Source organism: Pseudomonas sp. NPDC096917, from assembly GCF_044762555.1.
GTDB lineage: Bacteria > Pseudomonadota > Gammaproteobacteria > Pseudomonadales > Pseudomonadaceae > Aquipseudomonas.
In genome coordinates this window covers 26,198-48,216 of sequence record NZ_JBIWEO010000005.1, presented here as the reverse complement: position 1 = coordinate 48,216, position 22,019 = coordinate 26,198, and the positions used below count along the sequence as shown (strand labels likewise).

14 protein-coding genes are annotated in these 22,019 nt (G+C 57.6%); 7 read left to right on the top strand and 7 right to left on the bottom strand.

Features of this window, described 5'->3' with window-relative positions:
- Window positions 1-60: 60 nt before the first annotated feature.
- The 3 genes from infA to aat all read right to left on the bottom strand — a co-directional run bounded on the left by infA (window position 61) and on the right by aat (window position 1,821).
- The gene (gene infA / locus ACIQYF_RS07475) at window positions 61-279 is read right to left on the bottom strand and encodes a translation initiation factor IF-1 (RefSeq protein ID WP_402858885.1); all 219 of its coding nucleotides are present in this window, start codon (window positions 277-279) and stop codon (window positions 61-63) included.
- Between the two features lie 99 nt (window positions 280-378).
- Complete coding sequence (locus ACIQYF_RS07470; RefSeq protein WP_402858882.1) at window positions 379-1,086, bottom strand: arginyltransferase; 708 nt, start codon at window positions 1,084-1,086, stop codon at window positions 379-381.
- A 54-nt stretch (window positions 1,087-1,140) separates the two neighbouring features.
- On the bottom strand, window positions 1,141-1,821 hold the full coding sequence (aat, locus tag ACIQYF_RS07465; RefSeq protein WP_402858879.1) for a leucyl/phenylalanyl-tRNA--protein transferase: 681 nt from the start codon (window positions 1,819-1,821) through the stop codon (window positions 1,141-1,143).
- A gap of 414 nt (window positions 1,822-2,235) precedes the next feature.
- On the opposite strand from aat, the gene ACIQYF_RS07460 reads away from it, so the two are divergent.
- Genes ACIQYF_RS07460 through cysG form a run of 6 tightly spaced genes read left to right on the top strand, consistent with a single transcriptional unit; the run spans window position 2,236 to window position 9,762 of the window.
- Window positions 2,236-4,638, top strand: a complete 2,403-nt coding sequence (locus ACIQYF_RS07460; protein WP_402858876.1) for a DNA translocase FtsK — start codon at window positions 2,236-2,238, stop codon at window positions 4,636-4,638.
- Between the two features lie 52 nt (window positions 4,639-4,690).
- Window positions 4,691-5,314, top strand: coding sequence for an outer membrane lipoprotein chaperone LolA (gene lolA / locus ACIQYF_RS07455; RefSeq protein WP_402858873.1), 624 nt, complete (start codon window positions 4,691-4,693; stop codon window positions 5,312-5,314).
- Window positions 5,315-5,373: 59 nt separating this feature from the next.
- Window positions 5,374-6,699 carry a replication-associated recombination protein A gene (locus ACIQYF_RS07450; protein ID WP_402858870.1) on the top strand — a complete coding sequence of 442 codons (1,326 nt, stop codon included), beginning with the start codon at window positions 5,374-5,376 and terminating at the stop codon, window positions 6,697-6,699.
- On the top strand, window positions 6,696-7,070 hold the full coding sequence (crcB, locus tag ACIQYF_RS07445; protein ID WP_402858867.1) for a fluoride efflux transporter CrcB: 375 nt from the start codon (window positions 6,696-6,698) through the stop codon (window positions 7,068-7,070). Before ACIQYF_RS07450 ends, crcB begins: the two co-directional genes overlap by 4 nt.
- A gap of 16 nt (window positions 7,071-7,086) precedes the next feature.
- Complete coding sequence (gene serS / locus ACIQYF_RS07440; RefSeq protein ID WP_402858864.1) at window positions 7,087-8,367, top strand: serine--tRNA ligase; 1,281 nt, start codon at window positions 7,087-7,089, stop codon at window positions 8,365-8,367.
- Window positions 8,368-9,762, top strand: a complete 1,395-nt coding sequence (gene cysG, locus ACIQYF_RS07435) for a siroheme synthase CysG (RefSeq protein ID WP_402858861.1) — start codon at window positions 8,368-8,370, stop codon at window positions 9,760-9,762.
- Between the two features lie 298 nt (window positions 9,763-10,060).
- On the opposite strand, the gene ACIQYF_RS07430 is transcribed toward cysG, so the two are convergent.
- The 3 genes from ACIQYF_RS07430 to ACIQYF_RS07420 form a co-directional block, all read right to left on the bottom strand.
- Complete coding sequence (locus tag ACIQYF_RS07430) at window positions 10,061-11,248, bottom strand: osmoprotectant NAGGN system M42 family peptidase (RefSeq protein ID WP_402858858.1); 1,188 nt, start codon at window positions 11,246-11,248, stop codon at window positions 10,061-10,063.
- 108 nt (window positions 11,249-11,356) lie between these two features.
- A complete protein-coding gene (ngg, locus tag ACIQYF_RS07425) occupies window positions 11,357-13,102 on the bottom strand; it encodes an N-acetylglutaminylglutamine synthetase (protein ID WP_402858855.1) in 1,746 nt (581 codons plus the stop codon).
- 3 nt (window positions 13,103-13,105) lie between these two features.
- The gene (locus ACIQYF_RS07420; protein WP_402858852.1) at window positions 13,106-14,878 is read right to left on the bottom strand and encodes an N-acetylglutaminylglutamine amidotransferase; all 1,773 of its coding nucleotides are present in this window, start codon (window positions 14,876-14,878) and stop codon (window positions 13,106-13,108) included.
- 319 nt (window positions 14,879-15,197) lie between these two features.
- Between ACIQYF_RS07420 and ACIQYF_RS07415 the strand changes: the two genes are divergently transcribed.
- Complete coding sequence (locus ACIQYF_RS07415) at window positions 15,198-20,027, top strand: NEL-type E3 ubiquitin ligase domain-containing protein (protein WP_402858849.1); 4,830 nt, start codon at window positions 15,198-15,200, stop codon at window positions 20,025-20,027.
- Here ACIQYF_RS07415 and mnmC read toward each other — a convergent pair.
- Window positions 20,014-21,990: a bifunctional tRNA (5-methylaminomethyl-2-thiouridine)(34)-methyltransferase MnmD/FAD-dependent 5-carboxymethylaminomethyl-2-thiouridine(34) oxidoreductase MnmC gene (gene mnmC / locus ACIQYF_RS07410; RefSeq protein ID WP_402858846.1), complete on the bottom strand. Its 1,977-nt coding sequence runs from the start codon at window positions 21,988-21,990 to the stop codon at window positions 20,014-20,016. The genes ACIQYF_RS07415 and mnmC overlap by 14 nt on opposite strands.
- Between the last annotated feature and the right edge of the window lie 29 nt (window positions 21,991-22,019).

Here is a 22,019-nt window from a genome sequence, read left to right as displayed (position 1 = left end):
GTCACAAATCGCAGACGAACAAAAACGCCCGGCAGAACCGGGCGTTTTGTATTGACTTGATTAACGAGCGCGGTAAGTGATACGCCCTTTGCTCAAGTCATAGGGCGTCAGCTCGACGCGCACTTTGTCGCCGGTAAGAATACGAATGTAGTTCTTGCGCATCTTGCCGGAAATATGCGCGGTTACGACGTGCCCATTTTCCAACTCCACACGAAACAGGGGGTTGGGCAGGGTGTCGACGACAGTGCCTTCCATTTCGAAGCTGTCTTCTTTCGACATGCAGTAAAGCCCTCGGTGTCCAATGAATGGCCCGGTGCAACTGCGCCAGGCAAAAGCGGCGTGCATTGTGCCCGAAAAATGGGGTTTAAGCCAAGGGGTTCAGTTAAGAGTGCTCCATCTCTGATTAATCAGCAGCTCAATGGGCCTGTATTCGGTCTTGTAATTCATCTTTTTGCAGTTCTTGATCCAGTACCCCAGGTACAACGCATCCAGCCCCAGGCGACTGGCTTCGGCGATCTGCCACAGAATGCCGTAGCGCCCCAGACTACGGCGCTCTTCGCCAGGTTCGTAGAAGGTATAAACCGCCGATAATCCATTGGGCAAAACATCGGTGACAGCTACTGCCAACAGGCGCCCGTCGAGCCGAAACTCGTAGAATGTCGAAAACGGCAGGTCGCGTACTAAAAATGTTGAAAATTGCTCGCGGCTCGGCGGAAACATGTCGCCATCAGCATGCCGTTGCTCGATATAGCGCTGGTAAAGATCAAAGTATTCGTCGCTGAAACTTGGCTTGGCGGCTTGCACGTGCAAGTCGGCATTGCGCTTGAAAATACGTTTTTGCTGACGGTTGGGGGTAAAGAGCGCCACGGGTATGCGCGCAGGGGTACAAGCGTCGCATTTCAAGCAATGGGGTCGGTAGAGATGGTCGCCACTGCGCCGAAAGCCCATTTCGGACAAGTCGGCGTAGACCTGCACATCCATCGGCTGGCTGGGGTCGAGGAACAGCGTAGTGGCCTGTTCTCCGGGCAGGTAGCTGCAAGCGTGAGGTTGAGTGGCAAAAAACTTCAAACGCGCCAGCTCGGTCATGATTGGCCCTCGGGAAATCTTTGAGTTGAGTGTAAGCCAGCTAGAAAAACTCGCCTACAAAACCCACTGCGCGGTCGTAGGCTGATCTAAATGTTTTTGTAGGTAATCTGAGAATTGCTGGCGGGGAATTGAGCGTGCACCCAGGCTTTCGAGGTGGCTGGTCGGCATTTGGCAGTCAATTAGCACAAATCCCCAAGCCTTCAATTGCTTGACCAGTGTGGCAAAACCAAACTTCGAGGCATTGTCGGCACGACTGAACATGGACTCGCCAAAGAATAGCTGGCCCATCGCCAGCCCATATAGGCCTCCCACCAGTTCGTCGTTATCCCAGACCTCAACCGAGTGCGCATGCCCGCGAGCGTGCAGCTCGATGTAGGCATTCTGCATTTTTTCGGTAATCCAGGTTCCTTGCGCATAGCTGCGCGGTGCGGCACAGGCTTGAATAACCCCCGCAAAGTCACGGTCAAAGCTCACTTGGTAGCGTTGCTGGCGTAACAATTTACCCAGGCTGCGTGAGACGTGCAGTTCTTCGGGGAACAGCACGGTGCGTGGGTCGGGCGACCACCAGAGAATCGGCTGGCCCTCGGAAAACCATGGGAAGCAGCCATGGCGATAGGCCTGGATCAGCCGATCTGCCGACAGGTCGCCACCTGCCGCCAGCAGCCCGTTGGGCTCGCGCATGGCCTTTGTCAGAGGAGGGAATGTCAGGGTGTCGCGTTTTAACCAGGTCAGCATGGCAATCAGTCTTACAGAAGAGGGGAGGGTGGCTGCAACTCTGTCGCGTTAATGCGGTCTCAGTCGATCTGGCCCGTGGCTGTTGTGACAGTGGTATAAGTCTTTGTCACAAAAGGCAATGCATGCTCAAATTGGCGGTTCTAGGGCCGGCGCGTGGCCTAACCGGTCGCCGCAGGCGCCAGCGTGGCATCAACGGCTTAAACCCGTACAATGGCCCGCCTGTTTGAGCTGTTCTAAACTGCACAACATTCATCGTATTCCCTGGCGGGCTGGTCATGGAGTGCGAGTCATATTACAAGGCTGTGTGCAAGGCTAGTCCAGTTTCATGTCTGAACTTGTCACCTGCTCGATTTGAGCAGTATTTTGCAGTCAATCAATAGTTGGGCGCGCCACAGGCGCAGGAAAAGACGCGTTTTGAAGAAATCCACAGCAGCACCTAAAACAGTTCCACTCTGGCGTCAGCAACTGCACTACCGGCTCAAGGAAGGTGCACTGCTTGCTATTGGCGCTTTATGCCTGTTTCTGATGATGGCCTTGCTTACCTACGGCAAGGACGATCCCGGCTGGAGCCACAACAGCCGCGTTGTGGACGTGCAGAACTTCGGCGGGCCTGCGGGCTCCTACAGCGCGGACATTCTGTTCATGGTGCTGGGCTATTTTGCCTACATTTTCCCGCTGCTGCTGGCGATCAAGGCGTATCAGATCTTCCGCGAGCGGCATCAGCCCTGGCAGTGGAGCGGCCTGCTGTTTTCGTGGCGTTTGGTGGGGCTGCTATTTCTGGTCATTTCAGGCGCCGCCTTGGCGCACATTCATTTCCACTCTGCCAGTGGCTTGCCCGCAGGCGCTGGCGGCGCACTGGGTGAAAGCCTGGGGGATCTGGCGAAAAACGCCCTGAATATCCAAGGCAGCACCTTGCTGCTGATTGCCTTGTTCCTGTTCGGTTTGACGGTATTTACCGATTTGTCGTGGTTCAAGGTCATGGACATGACCGGCAAAATTACCCTCGACCTGTTTGAACTGATTCAGGGCGCGGCCAATCGCTGGTGGTCGGAACGCAATGAGCGCAAGCAATTGGTTGCTCAATTGCGCGAGGTCGATACCCGCGTCAACGAAGTTGTGGTCCCAAGTGTTCCCGACAAGCGCGAGCAGGCCAAGGCTAAAGAGCGCCTGATCGAACGCGAGCAGGCGTTGACCAAGCACATGTCCGAGCGTGAAAAACACGTACCGGCAGTGATTACGCCCGTGCAGGCCAAAGCGCCTGAGCCGAGCAAGCGTGTCCAGAAAGAGAAGCAGGTGCCGCTGTTTGTCGACAGCGCAGTTGAAGGCACGTTGCCGCCGATTTCGATTCTCGACCCGGCTGAGAAGAAACAACTCAATTACTCCCCTGAATCCCTGGCGGCCGTTGGCCACTTGCTTGAAATCAAGCTCAAGGAGTTCGGGGTCGAGGTGACAGTTGACTCGATCCATCCTGGCCCGGTGATTACCCGTTACGAAATCCAGCCGGCTGCCGGGGTCAAGGTCAGCCGTATCGCCAACCTCGCCAAAGACCTGGCACGCTCGCTGGCCGTGACCAGTGTGCGGGTGGTTGAAGTGATCCCCGGTAAAACCACGGTGGGTATCGAGATCCCTAACGAAGATCGCCAGATCGTGCGTTTCTCCGAGGTATTGTCGACGCCTGAGTTTGATGATGCCAAGTCGCCTGTGACGTTAGCCCTGGGCCATGACATTGGCGGCAAGCCGGTCATCACCGACTTGGCGAAAATGCCGCACTTGCTGGTCGCCGGTACTACCGGTTCCGGTAAGTCGGTAGGCGTGAACGCCATGATCCTGTCGATTCTGTTCAAGTCGGGGCCGGAAGACGCCAAGCTGATCATGATCGACCCGAAAATGCTTGAGCTGTCGATCTACGAAGGCATCCCGCATTTGCTGTGCCCGGTGGTGACTGACATGAAGGATGCGGCCAACGCCTTGCGCTGGAGCGTTGCCGAGATGGAGCGCCGCTACAAGCTGATGGCTAAGATGGGCGTGCGTAACCTGGCCGGCTTCAACCAGAAGATCAAAGACGCCGAAGCCGCTGGCGAGCCGCTAAGCGACCCGCTGTACAAGCGCGAAAGCATTCATGACGAAGCGCCGCTGCTGACCAAGTTGCCGACCATCGTGGTGGTGGTCGACGAATTTGCCGACATGATGATGATCGTCGGCAAGAAGGTTGAAGAACTGATCGCCCGTATCGCCCAGAAGGCGCGGGCTGCAGGGATTCACTTGATCCTTGCGACCCAGCGCCCTTCGGTGGACGTGATCACGGGCCTGATCAAGGCCAACATTCCGACTCGTATGGCGTTCCAGGTGTCGAGCAAAATTGACTCGCGGACCATTATCGACCAGGGCGGCGCCGAACAACTGCTGGGGCACGGTGACATGCTCTACATGCCGCCCGGCACCAGCCTGCCGATTCGGGTACACGGCGCGTTCGTCTCGGACGATGAAGTACACCGTGTGGTTGAAGCGTGGAAGCAGCGTGGCACCCCGGACTACAACGAAGACATCCTGGCGGGCGTTGAAGAGCCGGGCAGTGGCTTTGACGGCGGCAGCAGTGAGGGTAGCGATGACGCTGAAACCGATGCGCTGTATGACGAGGCCGTCCAGTTTGTTCTGGAAAGCCGCCGTGCTTCGATCTCTGCGGTTCAACGCAAATTGAAGATCGGCTACAACCGCGCGGCGCGTATGATCGAGTCCATGGAAATGGCCGGGGTAGTGACCTCGATGAACACCAACGGCTCGCGCGAAGTACTGGCACCTGCCCCGATGCGCGACTGACCTGCTCGCGGACAACCCGCGAGCAGCATTCAACTAATCAATGAGGATTTTCATGCGTCTTACCAGCATGTTGTTGCTGCCAGTATTGGCTTTTTCTTCCCTTTCGGCTCATGCAGACGCAGAAAGCGTGAAACGTCTTGGCCAATTGCTCGGTGCTTCTAACACCATCACGGCACGTTTCTCACAGCTCACGCAGGATGGTAGCGGCACGCAACTGCAGGAAACAGCCGGTGAAATGTCGGTCAAGCGCCCAGGATTGTTCTATTGGCACACTGATGCTCCCAACGAGCAGACGATGATCTCCGATGGTCAGAAAGTCACCCTGTGGGACCCTGATCTTGAGCAGGCCACCATCAAGAAGCTCGACCAGCGTCTGACCCAGACGCCAGCCTTGTTGTTGTCGGGCGACGTGTCGAAAATCAGCGAGAGCTTTGACATCACCTCGGATTCAGCGGGCGAAGTCATGAACTTCACGCTTAAGCCAAAAACCAAAGACACTTTGTTTGATAGCCTGCGCCTGTCCTTTCGCGGCGGCAAAATCAATGACATGCAGCTGGTAGATAGCGTCGGCCAGCGCACCAACATCCTGTTCAATGGGGTCAAGGTCAACGAAGACATTCCGGCTTCCAAGTTCAAGTTCGACATCCCGAAAGGGGCTGATGTGATTCAGGAATAAAGCGCAAGACCTGTGGGGGCGACGACCCACAAAACCTGCCAGAGGTTTCGTAAGTAGTGATGGATCTGTTTCGAAGTGCCCCGATTGCCCAACCCTTGGCTGCCCGTTTGCGTGCAGCCAATCTGGATGAGTACGTCGGTCAGGAACACCTGCTCGCGCGCGGCAAGCCCCTGCGTGAAGCGCTGGAGCAGGGCGCATTGCATTCGATGATCTTCTGGGGCCCGCCGGGGGTGGGTAAAACCACCTTGGCGCGACTGCTCGCAGAAGTGTCGGATGCGCATTTTGAAACGGTCTCGGCAGTGCTGGCCGGGGTCAAGGAAATCCGTCAGGCGGTTGAAATCGCCAAGCAGCAAGCTGGCCAATACGGGCGCCGGACCATTCTGTTTGTCGACGAAGTGCATCGCTTCAACAAGTCTCAGCAAGATGCGTTTTTGCCCTATGTCGAAGACGGCACCTTGATCTTTATCGGCGCTACTACCGAAAACCCCTCCTTTGAGCTGAACAATGCATTGCTGTCGCGGGCGCGGGTGTACGTACTCAAAAGCCTGGACGAAGCGGCGTTGCGCAAGTTGGTACACCGTGCGTTGACCGAAGACAAAGGCCTGGGTAAGCGTGGTTTGACCCTCAGTGATGAGGGTTTTCAAATCCTGCTCCGCGCTGGCGATGGGGATGGCCGGCGTTTGCTCAACCTGCTGGAAAACGCCTCGGACCTGGCCGAAGACCACAGTGAAATCGGGGTCGACCTGCTGCACAACCTGTTGGGCGACACTCAGCGTCGTTTCGACAAGGGCGGCGAAGCGTTTTACGACCAGATCTCGGCCTTGCACAAATCGGTACGCGGTTCCAATCCGGATGGGGCGCTGTACTGGTTTGCCAGAATGATCGATGGCGGTTGCGACCCGCTGTATATCGCCCGGCGAGTGGTGCGCATGGCCAGCGAAGACATCGGTAACGCCGACCCGCGGGCCTTGAGTCTGTGTTTATCGGCCTGGGATGTGCAAGAACGTCTCGGCAGCCCGGAAGGCGAGCTGGCCGTGGCGCAAGCCATCACCTACCTGGCCTGCGCGCCCAAAAGCAATGCAGTGTACATGGGCTTCAAGGCCGCGCTGCGTAGCGCTGCCGAATACGGTTCGCTGGAAGTCCCGTTGCATTTGCGCAACGCGCCGACCAAGCTGATGAAGCAATTGGGTTATGGCGATGAGTACCGCTACGCCCACGATGAACCTGATGCTTATGCCGCCGGAGAAGACTACTACCCCGACGAACTTGAACCGTTGCAGCTCTATCAGCCTGTGCCCCGTGGGTTGGAGCTCAAGATCGGCGAGAAACTCAAGCACTTGGCCGCATTGGACCAAGCCAGCCCCAGACAGCGGAGAAAACCGTGATTCCCTTGATCGCTGCGGTATCGGTCGGCGGCATAGCAGGCACATTATTGCGATTCGCTACGGGTAATTGGATCAACGCCAATTGGCCAAAGCACTTCTATACCGCGACATTGGCCGTTAATATCGTGGGCTGCCTGCTGATTGGCGCCCTTTACGGACTATTTTTGATCCGCCCGGAAGTACCGATTGAAGTCCGTGCCGGACTGATGGTCGGTTTCCTGGGTGGCTTGACCACTTTTTCATCCTTTTCACTGGATACGGTGCGCCTGCTTGAAAGCGGGCAAGTGCCATTGGCACTGGGCTATGCGGCCCTCAGCGTATTCGGCGGGCTGCTCGCGACCTGGGCTGGCCTGTCCCTGACCAAACTTTGATAAACGAGAAACCGACATGCTCGATTCCAAACTGTTACGTACCAACCTTCAGGACGTAGCGGATCGCCTGGCATCCCGTGGCTTCAAGCTGGACGTGGCGCGCATCGACGCGCTGGAAGCCAAGCGTAAAGAAGTTCAGACCCTGACCGAGCGCCTGCAGGCTGAGCGCAATGCCATCTCTAAAAGCATTGGCCAGGCCAAGGCGCGCGGTGAAGACATTGCACCCCTGATGGCCAGTGTTGAAACCATGGGCAGTGACTTGGCCAATGGCAAGGTCGAGCTGGACGCGATCCAGACCGAGCTGGACGCGATCCTGTTGAGCCTGCCGAACCTGCCACACGAATCGGTACCGGTCGGTGCAGATGAAGACGACAACGTCGAAATTCGTCGTTGGGGCACACCTAAAACCTTTGATTTCGAGATCAAGGATCACGTAGCACTGGGCGAGCAATACGGCTGGCTGGATTTTGAAACCGCCGCCAAGCTGTCCGGCGCCCGTTTCGCCTTGTTGCGCGGGCCGATCGCTCGCCTGCACCGTGCCCTGGCGCAATTCATGATCAACCTGCACATCAACGAACACGGCTATGAAGAGGCTTACACGCCTTACCTGGTTCAAGCGCCTGCGCTGCAGGGCACTGGCCAGTTGCCTAAGTTCGAAGAAGACCTGTTCAAGATCAGCCGCGAAGGCGAAGCCGATCTGTACCTGATCCCCACGGCTGAGGTGTCGCTGACCAACATCGTGTCGGGCGAAATCGTCGATCACAAATCGCTGCCGATCAAGTTCGTGGCGCATACCCCATGCTTCCGTAGCGAAGCGGGTGCATCGGGCCGTGACACCCGCGGCATGATCCGTCAGCACCAGTTCGACAAAGTTGAAATGGTACAGATCGTTGAGCCGTCGACCTCGATGGACGCGCTGGAAGGTTTGGTGGGCAACGCTGAAAAAGTGCTGCAACTGCTTGAGTTGCCTTATCGCACCTTGGCGCTGTGCACCGGCGACATGGGTTTCAGTGCCGTTAAAACCTACGATCTGGAAGTGTGGATCCCGAGCCAGGACAAGTACCGCGAAATTTCGTCGTGCTCCAATTGCGGTGATTTCCAGGCCCGTCGCATGCAAGCGCGTTTTCGCAACCCGCAAACCGGCAAGCCTGAGCTGGTTCACACCCTCAACGGTTCCGGTCTGGCTGTAGGCCGTACCCTGGTTGCCGTGTTGGAAAACTACCAGCAAGCAGACGGTTCAATCCGTGTGCCAGAAGTGCTCAAGCCTTACATGGGCGGCATTGAGGTCATCGGCTAAATGGAGTTTCTGCCGCTGTTTCATAACCTGCGTGGCAGCCGTGTACTGGTGGTCGGTGGTGGGGAGATTGCCTTGCGCAAATCCCGGCTGCTGGCCGATGCCGGTGCGGTGTTGCGGGTCGTTGCACCCGCTATAGAGCCCCAGCTGTGCGAGTTGGTAAACAGTAGCGGCGGTGAGCAGGTGTTGCGGGGTTATGTTGAGGCTGACATTGACGGGTGTGTGCTGATCATCGCCGCCACTGACGATGAGCCGCTCAACGCCCAAGTGTCTGCGGATGCCCATCGACGTTGTGTGCCGGTCAACGTAGTGGACGCGCCAGCGCTGTGCAGCGTGATCTTTCCGGCCATCGTTGATCGTTCTCCGTTGGTGATTGCCATCTCCAGTGGTGGCGACGCGCCAGTGCTGGCACGCCTGATCCGCGCCAAGATCGAAACCTGGATTCCCTCGACCTACGGTCAGTTGGCGGGCCTTGCCGCGCGCTTTCGGACACAGGTCAAAGGCTTGTTCCCGGATGTGCAGCAGCGTCGTGGTTTCTGGGAAGACGTATTTCAGGGCCCGATTGGTGAGCGTCAACTGGCCGGGCAGGGCGCCGAAGCCGAGCGTTTGCTGCGGGCCAAGATCAACGGCGAAGCGGCTCAGACCACCGGCGAGGTTTACCTCGTGGGTGCCGGGCCGGGTGATCCAGACCTGCTGACCTTTCGTGCGCTGCGCCTGATGCAACAGGCGGATGTGGTGCTGTATGACCGTTTGGTGGCCCCGGCCATTCTGGAACTGTGCCGTCGCGATGCTGAGCGCGTCTATGTCGGCAAGCGTCGTGCTGATCACGCGGTGCCGCAAGACCAGATCAACCAGCAATTGGTGGACTTGGCCAAACAAGGCAAGCGCGTGGTGCGGCTTAAAGGTGGCGATCCGTTCATTTTTGGTCGTGGCGGCGAAGAAATCGAAGAGCTGGCCGCTCACGGGATTCCGTTCCAGGTAGTACCGGGCATTACCGCTGCCAGTGGTTGCGCAGCTTACGCCGGGATACCGTTGACACATCGCGATTACGCGCAGTCCGTGCGTTTCGTGACGGGACACTTAAAGGATGGCACCAGCAATTTGCCGTGGAACGACCTGGTTGCTCCGGCGCAAACGTTGGTGTTCTACATGGGCCTGATCGGCTTGCCGATGATCTGTGAGCAATTGATTGCCCATGGTCGTTCGGCGGATACCCCGGCGGCGCTGATTCAGCAGGGCACGACGTCTAATCAGCGTGTGTTTACAGGGACCCTGAAGGATTTGCCGACCTTGGTCGCGGAGCATGAAGTGCATGCACCTACCTTGGTGATCGTCGGCGAAGTGGTGTTGCTGCGTGAGAAACTGGCGTGGTTTGAAGGGGCGCAGTCTCAGGTCTGAATGACTGAAGGTTTTTACTGTATTTCTGAGTACCTATCCGGCCTTCGTTTTTAGCTGAAGTATGGGTTTGGTTTAGATAGCGAGCCCCATCACAGCGCCTGCGCTTGGCCGCCTGTCATGGGCCTGTGTGTAGGCGCGAGCCAGTCTCGCGATCTTTTAAAGATCAAAAGATCGCGAGGCAGGCTCGCTCCTGCAGGGGGCTTAGGGGCGTGTCAAAAGCAGGTTTGCTCTCAGACCGCTGGGCTTTTGATCTTAGGCGCCCAATTGGATGGGCACTGAGCCCCAGCTCACATGCCTTTCAACCTCTGTTATCCCCCACCAGACTCTCAACCGGCGGTACCCGTGTGTCGCTTTCCATTTGCGCATCGTGCTCCAGCTGATGGCTAAACCGATCCAGTGAACCTTGTGCAGGCTGCGCATCACTGGCAAATACCGGCGGGCTCAGCATGTAGGCACCCAGCAAACGGCTCAAGGCCGCCAGGCTATCAATGTGGGTCCGCTCGTACCCATGCGTCGCATCACAACCGAACGCCAGCAACGCACACCGAATATCATGTCCGGCCGTCACCGCCGAATGCGCATCGCTGAAGTAATAGCGGAACATGTCGCGCCGCACCGGCAACTCGTTGTTAGTCGCCAAACTCAATAAATGCCGTGACAAGTGGTAGTCATAGGGGCCGCCCGAATCCTGCATGGCCACGCTTACTGCATGCTCGCTGGAGTGCTGGCCCGGTGCGACCGGGGCAATATCTATCCCGACAAACTCACTCACATCCCACGGCAATGCGGCTGCCGCGCCGCTGCCGGTTTCCTCCGTGATGGTGAACAGCGGGTGACAGTCGATCAGCGGCTGCTCACCACTGTCAACGATGGCTTTGAGCGCCGCCAGCAACGCGGCAACCCCGGCCTTGTCGTCCAGGTGCCGTGCGCTGATATGCCCGCTTTCGGTAAATTCAGGCAATGGATCAAACGCAACGAAGTCGCCAATGTTGACCCCCAGCGAATCGCAGTCCGCGCGGGTAGCGCAGTAAGCGTCCAGGCGCAGTTCGATGTGGTCCCAGCTCACCGGTAATTCGTCCACTCTCGTATTGAATGCGTGGCCCGATGCCATTAATGGCAATACGCTTCCGCGAATCACGCCATTGTCGGTAAACAAACTGACCCGGCTGCCTTCGGCAAAACGGCTTGACCAGCACCCCACCGGCGCCAGCACCAACCGGCCGTTGTCTTTGATCGCCCGCACGCTGGCGCCAATGGTGTCCAAGTGCGCAGAGACGGCGCGATCAGGGCTGCTCTGCTGGCCTTTGAGGGTGGCGCGCAAAGTGCCGCGACGCGTCAGTTCGAACGCAATGCCCAATTCGTCCAGCCGCTCGGCAACATAGCGCACGATGGTGTCGGTAAAACCGGTCGGGCTAGGGATGGCGAGCATTTCCAGCAGAACTCGTTGCAGGTACTCGAGGTCGGGTTCAGGCAGGGTGCGATTCATAAGTACTCCTTTTTGTAGGGGCTGGCGCAGGCTGCGATCGTTTGAGGTCGATGTCGTTGTGAAGACCAACAGATCGCAGGCAGCGCCAGCGCCTACGTAATTTTGGGGTCAGGGCGCGGGCTGACTGTGGGGAAACAACAAATCAATAAAGCGCTCGGCGGTGGGCTGGGGTTCATGATTGGCCAAGCCTGCACGTTCGTTGGCTTCGATAAAGACGTAATCGGGTTGGTCGGCGGCAGGCACCATCATGTCCAGCCCAACCACCGGAATATCCAGCGCGCGAGCTGCGCGAATCGCCGCATCGGCCAGTACCGGGTGGAGGATGGCCGTGACGTCTTCAAGGCAGCCGCCGGTGTGCAAGTTAGCGGCGCGTCGCACGGCCAGTAAGTGGCCAGCGGGCAGGATGCTGTCGTACTCAAAGCCTGCGGCCTGTACGGTACGCAGAGTTTCGGCGTCGAGCGGGATGCGACTTTCGCCCTGTGTGGCCGCTTGGCGACGACGGCTTTGGGCTTCGATCAATTGCTGTACGTTGTGCTGACCATCGCCAATAACCTGCGCCGGGCGGCGGATGGCGGCGGCAACCACTTCAAAACCAATCACTACGATGCGCAGATCGTGCCCTTCGTGAAAGCTTTCGAGCAGTACCCGGCTGTCAAAGGCTTGGGCCGCCTTGACCGCTTCTTGCACGTGTTCAATGGTTTGCAGGTCGACGGCTACGCCATTGCCTTGTTCGCCATCCAGTGGTTTGACCACCACCCGGCCGTGCTCTTCCAGAAACGCCAGATTGTCATCGGCATTGCCCGCGCGTTGTTGCGTCGGCACTTTCAAGCCCGCCGCGCTCAGCACTTTGTGGGTCAGGCTTTTGTCCTGGCACAGGCTCATGCTGATGGCGCTGGTCAGGTCGCTCAGCGACTCGCGGCAACGAATGCGTCGACCCCCATGGCTGAGCGTGAATAGCCCCGCGCTGGCGTCATCAATATGCACATCAATCCCGCGCTTATAAGCTTCTTCAACCAGAATCTGCGCATAGGGATTAAGCCCCGCCTGCGGGCCCGGACCGAGAAACAGGGGCTGATTAATGCCGTTTTTACGTTTGATGGCAAACGTCGACAACGTGCGAAATCCCAGTTTGTTGTAGAGATTTTTCGCTTGCAGGTTGTCGTGCAGCACCGACAAGTCGAGATAACTCAAACCTCGGCTCATAAAGTGCTCGATCAAGTGCCGCACCAACACTTCGCCCACGCCTGGGCGCGGGCATTGCGGGTCAACGGCCAGGCACCACAGGCTGCTGCCGTTTTCGGGGTCATGAAAAGCGGTGTGATGATTCAAGCCCATGACGCTGCCAATCACCGCACCGCTGTCTTCGTCCTCGGCGAGCCAGTACACAGGGCCGCCTTTGTGCCGTACCGTGAGCAATGTTGGGTCTACAGGCAGCATGTTGCGTGCCTGATACAGCGTGTTGACCGCGCTCCAATCGGTTTCACTTTGTACGCGGCGAATGCGGAAACCACGAAACACCCGAGTCGCCGGCCGGTAATCGGTAAACCACAGGCGCAGCGTGTCCGAGGGGTCGAGAAACAACTGTTGCGGTGATTGCGCCAGTACTTGCTGGGGCGCCGCGACGTACAGCGCGATGTCGCGTTCACCTGGTTGCTCGTTCAGCAGTTCGTTGGCCAGACTGACTGGGTCGGGAAAGGTATGCCCGATCAGCACCCGCCCCCAGCCGCAGTGCACGGCCGCCGGCGTTGTGTCCAGTTCGCCGCCATCTTCGGCAAGGCGTGCTTGCAAGCGCTCATAAGAAGGTGTTTGACCACGTATCAGGCGTTGGCTGTAAGCCGTAGCAAGGGGTTTCATGGTTCAGATTCCTTGTTCGCTCAGCCACAGATTCAGCGCAGCCAGTTGCCACAGCTTGGATCCGTTCAAGGGCGTCAGCTGACTTTGCGGATTGCTCAGCAAGCGGTCGAGCATGGCAGGTTGAAACAGTCCGCGATCCTGGCTTGGATCGAGTAACAGGTCGCGAACCCAATTGAGTGTGTTGCCTTCCAGGTGCTTGAGGCCCGGGACCGGGAAGTAACCTTTTTTGCGGTCGATGACTTCGCTGGGGATGACCAGACGCGCCGCTTCTTTAAGCACTTGCTTACCGCCATCAGGCAGTTTGAAGCGGGCTGGAATTCGCGCTGACAGCTCAGCCAGGCGGTAATCCAGAAACGGCGTACGGGCTTCAAGGCCCCAGGCCATCGTCATGTTGTCGACCCGTTTGACCGGGTCATCGACCAGCATCACCGTGCTGTCCAGTCGCAGTGCTTTGTCCACGCCAGCCCTGGCGCCGGGCTGGGCAAAATGCTCGCGCACAAAATCGCCAGCGGCGTCATTGGCAGTGAGCCATTGGGGCTGAACAGTGGCCTTGTACTCGTCATAACTGCGATCAAAAAACGCTTCGCGATAGGCAGCGTACGGATCGGCGGCGCCGTCCACTTGTGGGTACCAGTGATACCCGGCAAACAACTCGTCAGCGCCCTGGCCGCTTTGTACCACTTTGCAATGTTTGGCCACCTCACGTGACAACAAGTAAAAAGCGATGCAGTCGTGGCTGACCATCGGCTCGCTCATGGCACGGAAGGCCGCAGGCAGTTGCTCGATGATTTCGTGTTCGCCAATGCGCAATTGGTGGTGACGGGTGCCGTAATGTTTGGCGATGAGGTCCGAGTACTGGAATTCATCCCCGCGCTCGCCACCTGCGTCTTCAAAGCCGATCGAAAAGGTCGACAGATCTTTTACGCCAACGTCGCGCAGCAGGCCGACCAGCAAGCTGGAATCCACCCCACCGGAAAGCAGTACACCGACATCCACCGCTGCACGCTGGCGAATGGCTACGGCTTCGCGGGTGCTGTCCAGTACTCGGTCGCGCCAGTCTTCCAGGGTCAGGTTCACTTCGTCGGCATTCGGGCCGTAGGGCAGGGTCCACCAGGTTTTTTGCTCGGTGTGGCCGTTGGCGTCGATGCGCAACCATGTGGCGGGCGCAAGTTTTTCAATCCCTGCGACCAAGGTACGTGGCGCGGGCACCACGGCGTGGAAGTTCAGATAATGATTGAGGGCCACCGGGTCGAGCACCGGGTTGATGTCGCCACCCTTGAGTAGCGCCGGCAAGGTTGAAGCAAAGCGCAAACGCTCGCCGTTCCGCGACAGGTACAGCGGCTTGACGCCCAATCGATCGCGGGCAATGAACAGGCGCTGGGTATCGCGCTCCCAGATGGCGAAGGCAAACATGCCATTGAGCTTGGGCAGCAGCGCTTCGCCCCAGGCGTGATAGCCCTTGAGGATCACTTCGGTGTCGCCTTCGGAGTAGAAGGCGTAACCGAGGTGTTCGAGTTCGGCCCTTAATTCGGGAAAGTTATAAATCGCGCCATTGAAGGCCAGTGACAGACCCAGCGTGTTATCGATCATGGGCTGCGCCGAGCCATCGGACAAATCCATGATCTTGAGGCGACGGTGGCCGAGGGCTATTGGCCCTTGGCTATGAAAACCCCAGGCATCGGGGCCACGTGGAGCGAGGTGGTGGGTGATGCGTTCGATGGCTGCCAGATCGGCAGGTTGATGATCAAAACGTAACTCGCCAGCTAATCCGCACATGGTGTGTAAATCCTTGGTTTCTGTGCATGTGTTGCTACCGGTATGGCTCGGCGCGATTGCGGCGCGCCGGGTAGCGCTTGGGCCCGGTTTTAAAGAGCGATACCGCATTTTGTGCATCGCCAGCCCGTGCGGCACGAAGCTTAAAAACCACGCGCCGCCATGAATGACCGTGGTTTATCGAGTCATTCAAGGCCCGATCGTTCAATAAAATTTACCGATGGTCATTGAGTGCAATGCCCATATTTATCTATGTCATCAGCAGGGTTTGGCAGCGTTAGGTTAGGGATTCGCTTGCACATAGACTTACAGAAGACCCGATATGACGCTAATTCTCGACAGGCCGCGGCTTAACGCACGGCACTCCACGCTCAGTGATCTTGAACCTCTGGAGCTTGTCTACAGCCACATGCCCAAATGGCTGCTGGACGCTGAGCCTGGGGTGATTGATGCCTTGAACGCGTCCATGGCCCAAAGCCGCGCTTACCATGAGCGTGTGGGCAAAAAGTTCAGTCAGTTGCAAAGTGTCGACTCTTACTGCGGTGCCTTGCTGGAGGCCGAGCTCAAGCGTGAGTTCGCGTTGCGATTCGACATCCACCTCGACCAATTGGCCGTGGTGCATGAGCGCCTGATCACCGATGACACGCTGCTGGCAACGGTGCGTCATCGTTTGGAGCATGACGAACCCAAGTCATTGTTATGGGCTGCGCTGCAGAATTTTTCGGCGGATGAAGCTCTTGCGGATGGTTTTCATGCACAGAGTCATATTCGTCTGGACGGTCATCCCGAGCACTTGAGCCCGCTCAAGCCCCATTACTTTGCGGCGGTGTGTCGCACGCTCGATCTGGGGGCCAAGTACCAGACGTACTTGCAGACGTTTCTCGGGGTGGCGCCAACGGGGGAGGCGAACCCCGACGCGACCCAGTTAGCGACCGAGTCTAACCTCAGGTTGCTCAAAATCTATGACATGCAGGTGGATGCGCACATCGCATGGCTCAAAAAAAATATCACTGAAACATCCTACAAGGCGCTGGTTGCTGTGTTGGTCCCGCCTTCGCAAACCGCAACCACAACCACGGCCAGTCTCGATGGCAAGCCTGTGGTGCTCAGTTCAATCAGCCTGCTCGATACGCCCATTGATGGGGTGGTGATTTTTTCCCCTGAAACGCTGTTGCTGCATCCCGGTAACCGGTTGATTGCTTATATCCCCAATGATCCCGTGGCCCCGTTCTTTGAATTCACTTCTCTGCAGGTGTTTACCGACGAGTTGAAACAGCGTCTCCAGGACCCGGCCTACGTCAGTTTTTTTTCGAGGTTTATTGCGTTGAGTGCGCGAGCAGCTTTCGTGAAAAAGCTCAATGAACGTCCGGTGTACCTGGGTTTGACGGCCGACGTGTTAAGCATGAGTGCGGCTCATTATTTGTGTACGGTGCAACTCAAGAACATGTTCGCCGACGCTCAACTGCTGGCAGTTCCGACTGGAGTGCTGGATGAGCGCCTGCGAGAGGAGCGCTGGCAGTTGTACAAAGGCGTGGGGTTGCTGCTGATCAATGTCGCGGCGCTGTTTGTTCCGGTGTTGGGTGATCTGATGCTGGCGGTGGCGATTGGCGACATGCTCAAGGAGGTCTACGAAGGGGTAGAAGACTGGACGCACGGCGATACGGACCATGCGCGAGAACATCTGCTCACTGTCGCCAAGGACATCGCCGTCAATGTCGCGGTTGTGGTGGGGGTCTCTGCAATCAAGGCGGCGGCAAGTCGCTTGAATGAGGCCACCAGGGTTCACTTCGAAGGGTTTGAAGCTATAAAACGCGAGGATGGCGCTGTGCGCCTGTGGAACCGTAACCTTGAGCACTATGAAAACCCGAGCGCTCACATGCACCGCTACACGGCGGATGCACGCGGTTTTTTCACCCATCAGGCCAGGCAGCACATCACGGTTGCTGCAAAGCACTACCCCGTTGAGTTTGATCGTGCGCTGCAGCAGTGGCGCATCCCCCATGCGCGAAGACCACAGGCGTTTAAACCCGCGTTGCTGCATAACGGAGACGGTGCCTGGCAGTTGGCCCATGAACTGCCTTTGGAGTGGCAAGGCAGCGCGGCCATATTAGGTCGGCTGGGGGGCGCTGCGGCGACTCTGGATGAGCGAACCCTGGAGCAGGTTCGGCAGTTGACCCATACCAGTGAGGAGATCATGCGTCGAGTGCACCTGGAAAATCTGCTCCCACCTCCTTTACTGGCAATCACCCTCAAGCGCTTCGAAATCGACAGGGCGTTGACGGCGTTTGTCGAACAGATGAGTACTCCTCAATACAACGCTGCACACTGGGCGCACTGGCAATTGAGCCTGTTGCCTTACCTGCAGAAATGGCCTGCGGGCAAAGGCTTTGTGGTGGCAGACGAGTCCGGACAGTCATTGGCGCGCTACGGCAGTACGCTTTGGCCGACAACGTCGCAGATCAATCTGACGTCGGCGGTCCTCCATGATGGCAAGCTGCTTGAAGCGGTGCTGGCAGCGTTGCCCGCAGATGAAGGCAAGGCATTGCTGAGTCATGAGTTGAGTCAGTCGCCGAAACCTGTGTCTGCATTGGCCAAAACACTTGCTGATTATCTGCAGGGCAACCGAAAAAAGGTGTTCGAGCGTTTCTACCAAGCCTTTGATGTCTCCCGCGCGCCGGAAGCCAAAACGATCGAAGCCGCCTTTCCCGGCTTGCCCAAGGCCGTGACTCAGGCGTTGGTTGAGTCTGCCAGCACCGGACAACGCCAGGTTTTACGCACGGCCAAAGTCCCGCTGAAAATGGCCGAAACAGCCCGCTTTTACTTGCGCGAGGCCAGGCTGGACCGGGCCATCGAGGGTTTTTATTTAAAAGATCAGGCCAATGCTGACACTGAACGATTGATGCTGCACTTTCTGGATCGTTTACCGGGGTGGCCAGCCGATATCCGCTGGGAAGTGCGCACAGGTTCGCTGCAGGGATCGGTCACGCGCACGGTTGGCAATACTCGCGCGCCCATCACCCCGCGAGTGCTGGTGAAAACCGAACAGGGGGTTTTACGTTATAAGCCTAGAGGATCGATTTACACCCTTGAGCCGGGAATATCGGCTGAACTGTCTGATGCCATGTTCGAGTCACTGACGCCTCTGGAGCGCGAAGGCATGGGGCTTGACGCTTTGAGGGGCAGTGATGCCTTTCACGAAGCCCTGGCTGCACAGGCGGCTAATGCGCGTCAGGAATCAGCACAGGTGTTAGGCATGCAGCCGATAAAACCCGGCTTCAAGCCACCCAGCGTGATGCCTGACGGGCAAATTGGCTATCCCTTGTGCGGCCTGGATGCGGGTGGGCATTCCAGTGCTTTGCAGCGTCGAGTTCGCGAATTGTTCCCTGAATACAGCCAGGAGCAGGTGCTGGATTGTCTCGACATGCTGGTTGAGAGTGGGGTTGAGCCTTTACGCGCATTGCGCGAACGCAAACGTGTCAGAACCTCTTTGCGCAATTGCTTGCAAACATGGATTGACTCCACGCCCTCAGAAATTCCTTTGGCGCATTCGCCTGTTGATCATGCTGAAGACCGGTATCAGGCCGCCGGCATCATCGAGCGTATCTGGCGCAGGCATCCCAGGTTCTACCCTCAGGCGGACAGTGTCGAAGGTCGCACCTTGAACCTGAGTGGTTTACGGGTGGGAAGTTTTCCTGTGCTGCCTGTCATGGCTGACTTCACTCATATTCGGGTGCTCAAGCTCAACAATATGAATTGCAAGAACACTGCGGATAGTTTTCTTGAGCATTTCAGCGGCGTTGAAGTCCTTGAAATGGACAATAACCAGATGAACACCTTGCCCCTTCCACTGGAAACGATGGCCAATTTACGTCATTTATCCCTGGCTCAAAACGAGCTGTTCATGAATGCCGCAAATCAATCGATGCTGCTGGGCCTAAGCAAGCTTGAGGTGCTTAATCTCACTGATAATTTTCTGGGGGCAGGTCTGGATCTCAGTCGTCTGAATCATTTGCGGCGTATTTATTTGCGCCGCACCTGGATAGATACCTGGCCTCAAGCCCTTGCAAGCCGCCCCCTGTTAGAAGCGGCGGACTTGCGGCAAAACCATATTGCCGAGATTCCGGAAGATATTTTTCAGACATCTCCCAGGGTCACCCGCAATATCACCTTATCGAATAACCCGTTATCAGCTGCCAGTCGACTGCGCTTGGCGCGCTTTGTCATGCAAGGTGGTAGCACCATGGGGGTCGACAGTGAAGCGTTGCTCAGTGAAGCGGCCGCTTTTGAATTCTGGACCGCAGGCATCACCAGTCATGAGCGCAGCAGGCGTGAGCTGCTGTGGAATACCCTGAGATCTGAGCCCAATAGTGAAGACTTCTTCAATGTGGTCAGCCGACTGACCACCACCGCAGATGCTCAGAATGTGCGTCAGGACCTAAGTCGTCGGGTGTGGGAAGTGATAGAAGCCGCCAATGAGAATGCTGACTTGCGTCGGGACGTAATCGACATCGCAGCGGCCCCGCGCAGTTGTACCGACAGCGTTGCCTTGAGTTTCAGCGCGTTGGAAATACAAGTGGAACTGGCCCGTATTTCAACAGACCCGACGCGTCAGGAAAGCGATTTAATTAACCTGGGCAGGCGCTTGTACCGATTGGATAAACTCACAAAAATCGCCTCTGAGCACTACACCCTGCAGTTGGCAACCGGTGTGATCGGCGCGGATGAGCTTGAGGTACTTCTGGCGTACCGCACCGGATTAGCCAAGCCTCTCAACTTGCCCGGTCAACCTCAAAGCATGATTTTTAATAACTTGGCGGGGGTCACGGCACACGACCTGAATACCGCACAGCTGCAGATCACCAGCGGCGAGGGCTCCGCTGAGTTGAACGCGTTTATCAGTACACTCGATTGCTGGAGAGCGTATTTGATTGAGCGCAACAAAGCCGATTACCTGCTCATGACTGAGCCTTTTCACGACGAATTGAATGCGCTCTTGAGGCGTTCACCAGAAATGACCAGCGGCCGTTATGTGCAGTTGGTCACCGGGATTCGCCACAGGATGGATGTCAGTGTGGATGTCTGGTGCCTGAATAAAACCAATGAATCAGTGACTGTGGGCACGGCCTCTTCTTCCCCTTCTACAGACCTTTGATCAGTGTGCGCAGCATAAATCGATTGGGATGACAGGCTTGCGCGACTGCTCGCGGCAAGGGTAAAGGCTCGTTGTTGATCCACGCCGCCAACAGTTCACCTGACAGCGGCGCGGTGATCAATCCGCGAGAGCCATGGCCACTGTTGACGTACAAGCCCTCGAGCCAAGGACATGCGGCGTCGGGTACTTGCCGAGCATCTTTACGCAATACGGCATAAGTGTGTGCAAAGGATTGCGGGTCTGCCAAGGGGCCAACAATCGGCAAGTAGTCCGGGCTGGTGCAACGAAAGGCGGCCCAACCCTGCAGGGTTTGAGGGTCAAGCTGCTCACCCAGGCGCTGTGTCAGGTCCGGGGATATTTCTTGCAGCAAGTCGAGATTGCCCTGGTGCCCGGCCGCCGTGGTGGTTAGGTCTTCATTATTAAAGTCAAAGCTGGCGCCCAGAGTATGTTCGCCGAGTCGTCCGGGGGCGATGTAGCCTTCGGCGCAGACCACTGTTTTGAGCGCGGCGCTGGCTGGGGTTTCAACCAGTTGGGTGATTTGCCCGCGGATACGCTTAAGCGGCAAGCCGCTGGCCGCCGGGAAGCGTTTGACCTCTGCAGCCCCGGCCAGAATCACCACGGGTGCACTGGCCAGTACCTGTTCGCCCTGGCGGGCCAGCCACTGGCCATCAACGTGTTCCAGTTGCAGCACATCATGGTGGGTCAGCACTTCGATATTTACGTGCAAGGCCTGGAACTGGCACAGCGCCGGCGGGTGCACCCACCCACCTTCGGGATAGAACAACCCGCCGTGTGCCAGTTCGACGCCTGCCAATGCTTGTGCTTGCGGCTGATCAAGCAGGTGCACCAGCGAGGGTGCAAAGGCCGCTGCCAACTGCGCCTGACGCTCAGCCTCCTTGGCATTGAACCCCAATTGCAGCACGCCGCACTCGTCCCAGTCGCGCCCACGCTGCAGTTGCTCCAACAGGCGACGGGTGTAACCGAAGCCGCTGACAATCAATTGCGACAATGTCGTGCCGTGGGCCGAAAGCTTCATATACAACACGCCTTGCGGGTTTCCCGAAGCTTCTTTGGCCAAGCGTTCATGGCGCTCCAGTAAACACACTTTCCACCCGCGCGTGGCCAAGCTGTGGGCGCTGGCGCAGCCGGATAATCCGCCGCCAATCACCAGGGCTCTGCGCTCGCCTTCGATCTGGGGGGGGCGGGCGAACCAGGGTTTGCTTTCGGGGAGGGCGAGCGCTTGCTCCGGCAAGCCGATAAAGCTGCCGCGCAGGATTTCCCATTTGTGACCAATACCCGGCGTTCGACGCATTTTGAAGCCTGCGTCGTTCAATGCCCGGCGAACCCAGCCCGTGCTGGTAAAGGTGCTGATGGTCGAGCCGGGGGCAGCGAGGCGCGCCAACTGGGCAAACAGTCCGGGTGTCCACATCTCAGGGTTTTTCGCTGGCGCGAACCCGTCCAGAAACCATGTGTCGATGCGCGCATCCAGCTGTGGCAATTGCTCCAGCACATCGCCGATCAACAACGTGAGGGTCACTCGACCATTGGCCAGGCTCAGGTGTTGAAAGCCCGGATGAATGGCGTAATAGGCGGCCAGCAGTTGCTCGCTCCAGGTCGCCAGCTCAGGCCAGAGGGCGAGGGCGCGCTGCAAGTCGTCGCGGGTCAACGGGTATTTTTCAACGCTGATGAAGTGCAGGCGGGCGTCAGGGTGAGCCGTCTGCTCAAATAACTGCCAGGCGCACAGAAAATTCAGCCCGGTCCCAAAACCGGTTTCGCCGATGACCCATTGGCCATTAATGGGCAACGCTGCAAAACGTTCGCGCAACGCGTTCTGCTCGATGAATACATAGCGTGTTTCTTCGAGACCCGACTTGTCGGAAAAATACACGTCATCAAACACCCGCGAGTGCGGGCGACCTTGGTCATCCCAGTCAATCTGGGCATTGGGCATTTCAGTAGTCATGTGAAGCTCGGCAACGGCAAGGCGGCCAT

Coding starts and splice junctions, on each gene's coding strand:
- serS (WP_402858864.1), top strand. CDS start 7,087: ATGCTCGATTCCAAACTGTTACGTACCAACCTTCAGGACGTAGCGGAT.
- infA (WP_402858885.1), bottom strand. CDS start 279: ATGTCGAAAGAAGACAGCTTCGAAATGGAAGGCACTGTCGTCGACACC.
- cysG (WP_402858861.1), top strand. CDS start 8,368: ATGGAGTTTCTGCCGCTGTTTCATAACCTGCGTGGCAGCCGTGTACTG.
- ACIQYF_RS07420 (WP_402858852.1), bottom strand. CDS start 14,878: ATGTGCGGATTAGCTGGCGAGTTACGTTTTGATCATCAACCTGCCGAT.
- lolA (WP_402858873.1), top strand. CDS start 4,691: ATGCGTCTTACCAGCATGTTGTTGCTGCCAGTATTGGCTTTTTCTTCC.
- aat (WP_402858879.1), bottom strand. CDS start 1,821: ATGCTGACCTGGTTAAAACGCGACACCCTGACATTCCCTCCTCTGACA.
- mnmC (WP_402858846.1), bottom strand. CDS start 21,990: ATGACTACTGAAATGCCCAATGCCCAGATTGACTGGGATGACCAAGGT.
- ACIQYF_RS07430 (WP_402858858.1), bottom strand. CDS start 11,248: ATGAATCGCACCCTGCCTGAACCCGACCTCGAGTACCTGCAACGAGTT.
- ACIQYF_RS07470 (WP_402858882.1), bottom strand. CDS start 1,086: ATGACCGAGCTGGCGCGTTTGAAGTTTTTTGCCACTCAACCTCACGCT.
- ngg (WP_402858855.1), bottom strand. CDS start 13,102: ATGAAACCCCTTGCTACGGCTTACAGCCAACGCCTGATACGTGGTCAA.
- ACIQYF_RS07450 (WP_402858870.1), top strand. CDS start 5,374: ATGGATCTGTTTCGAAGTGCCCCGATTGCCCAACCCTTGGCTGCCCGT.
- ACIQYF_RS07415 (WP_402858849.1), top strand. CDS start 15,198: ATGACGCTAATTCTCGACAGGCCGCGGCTTAACGCACGGCACTCCACG.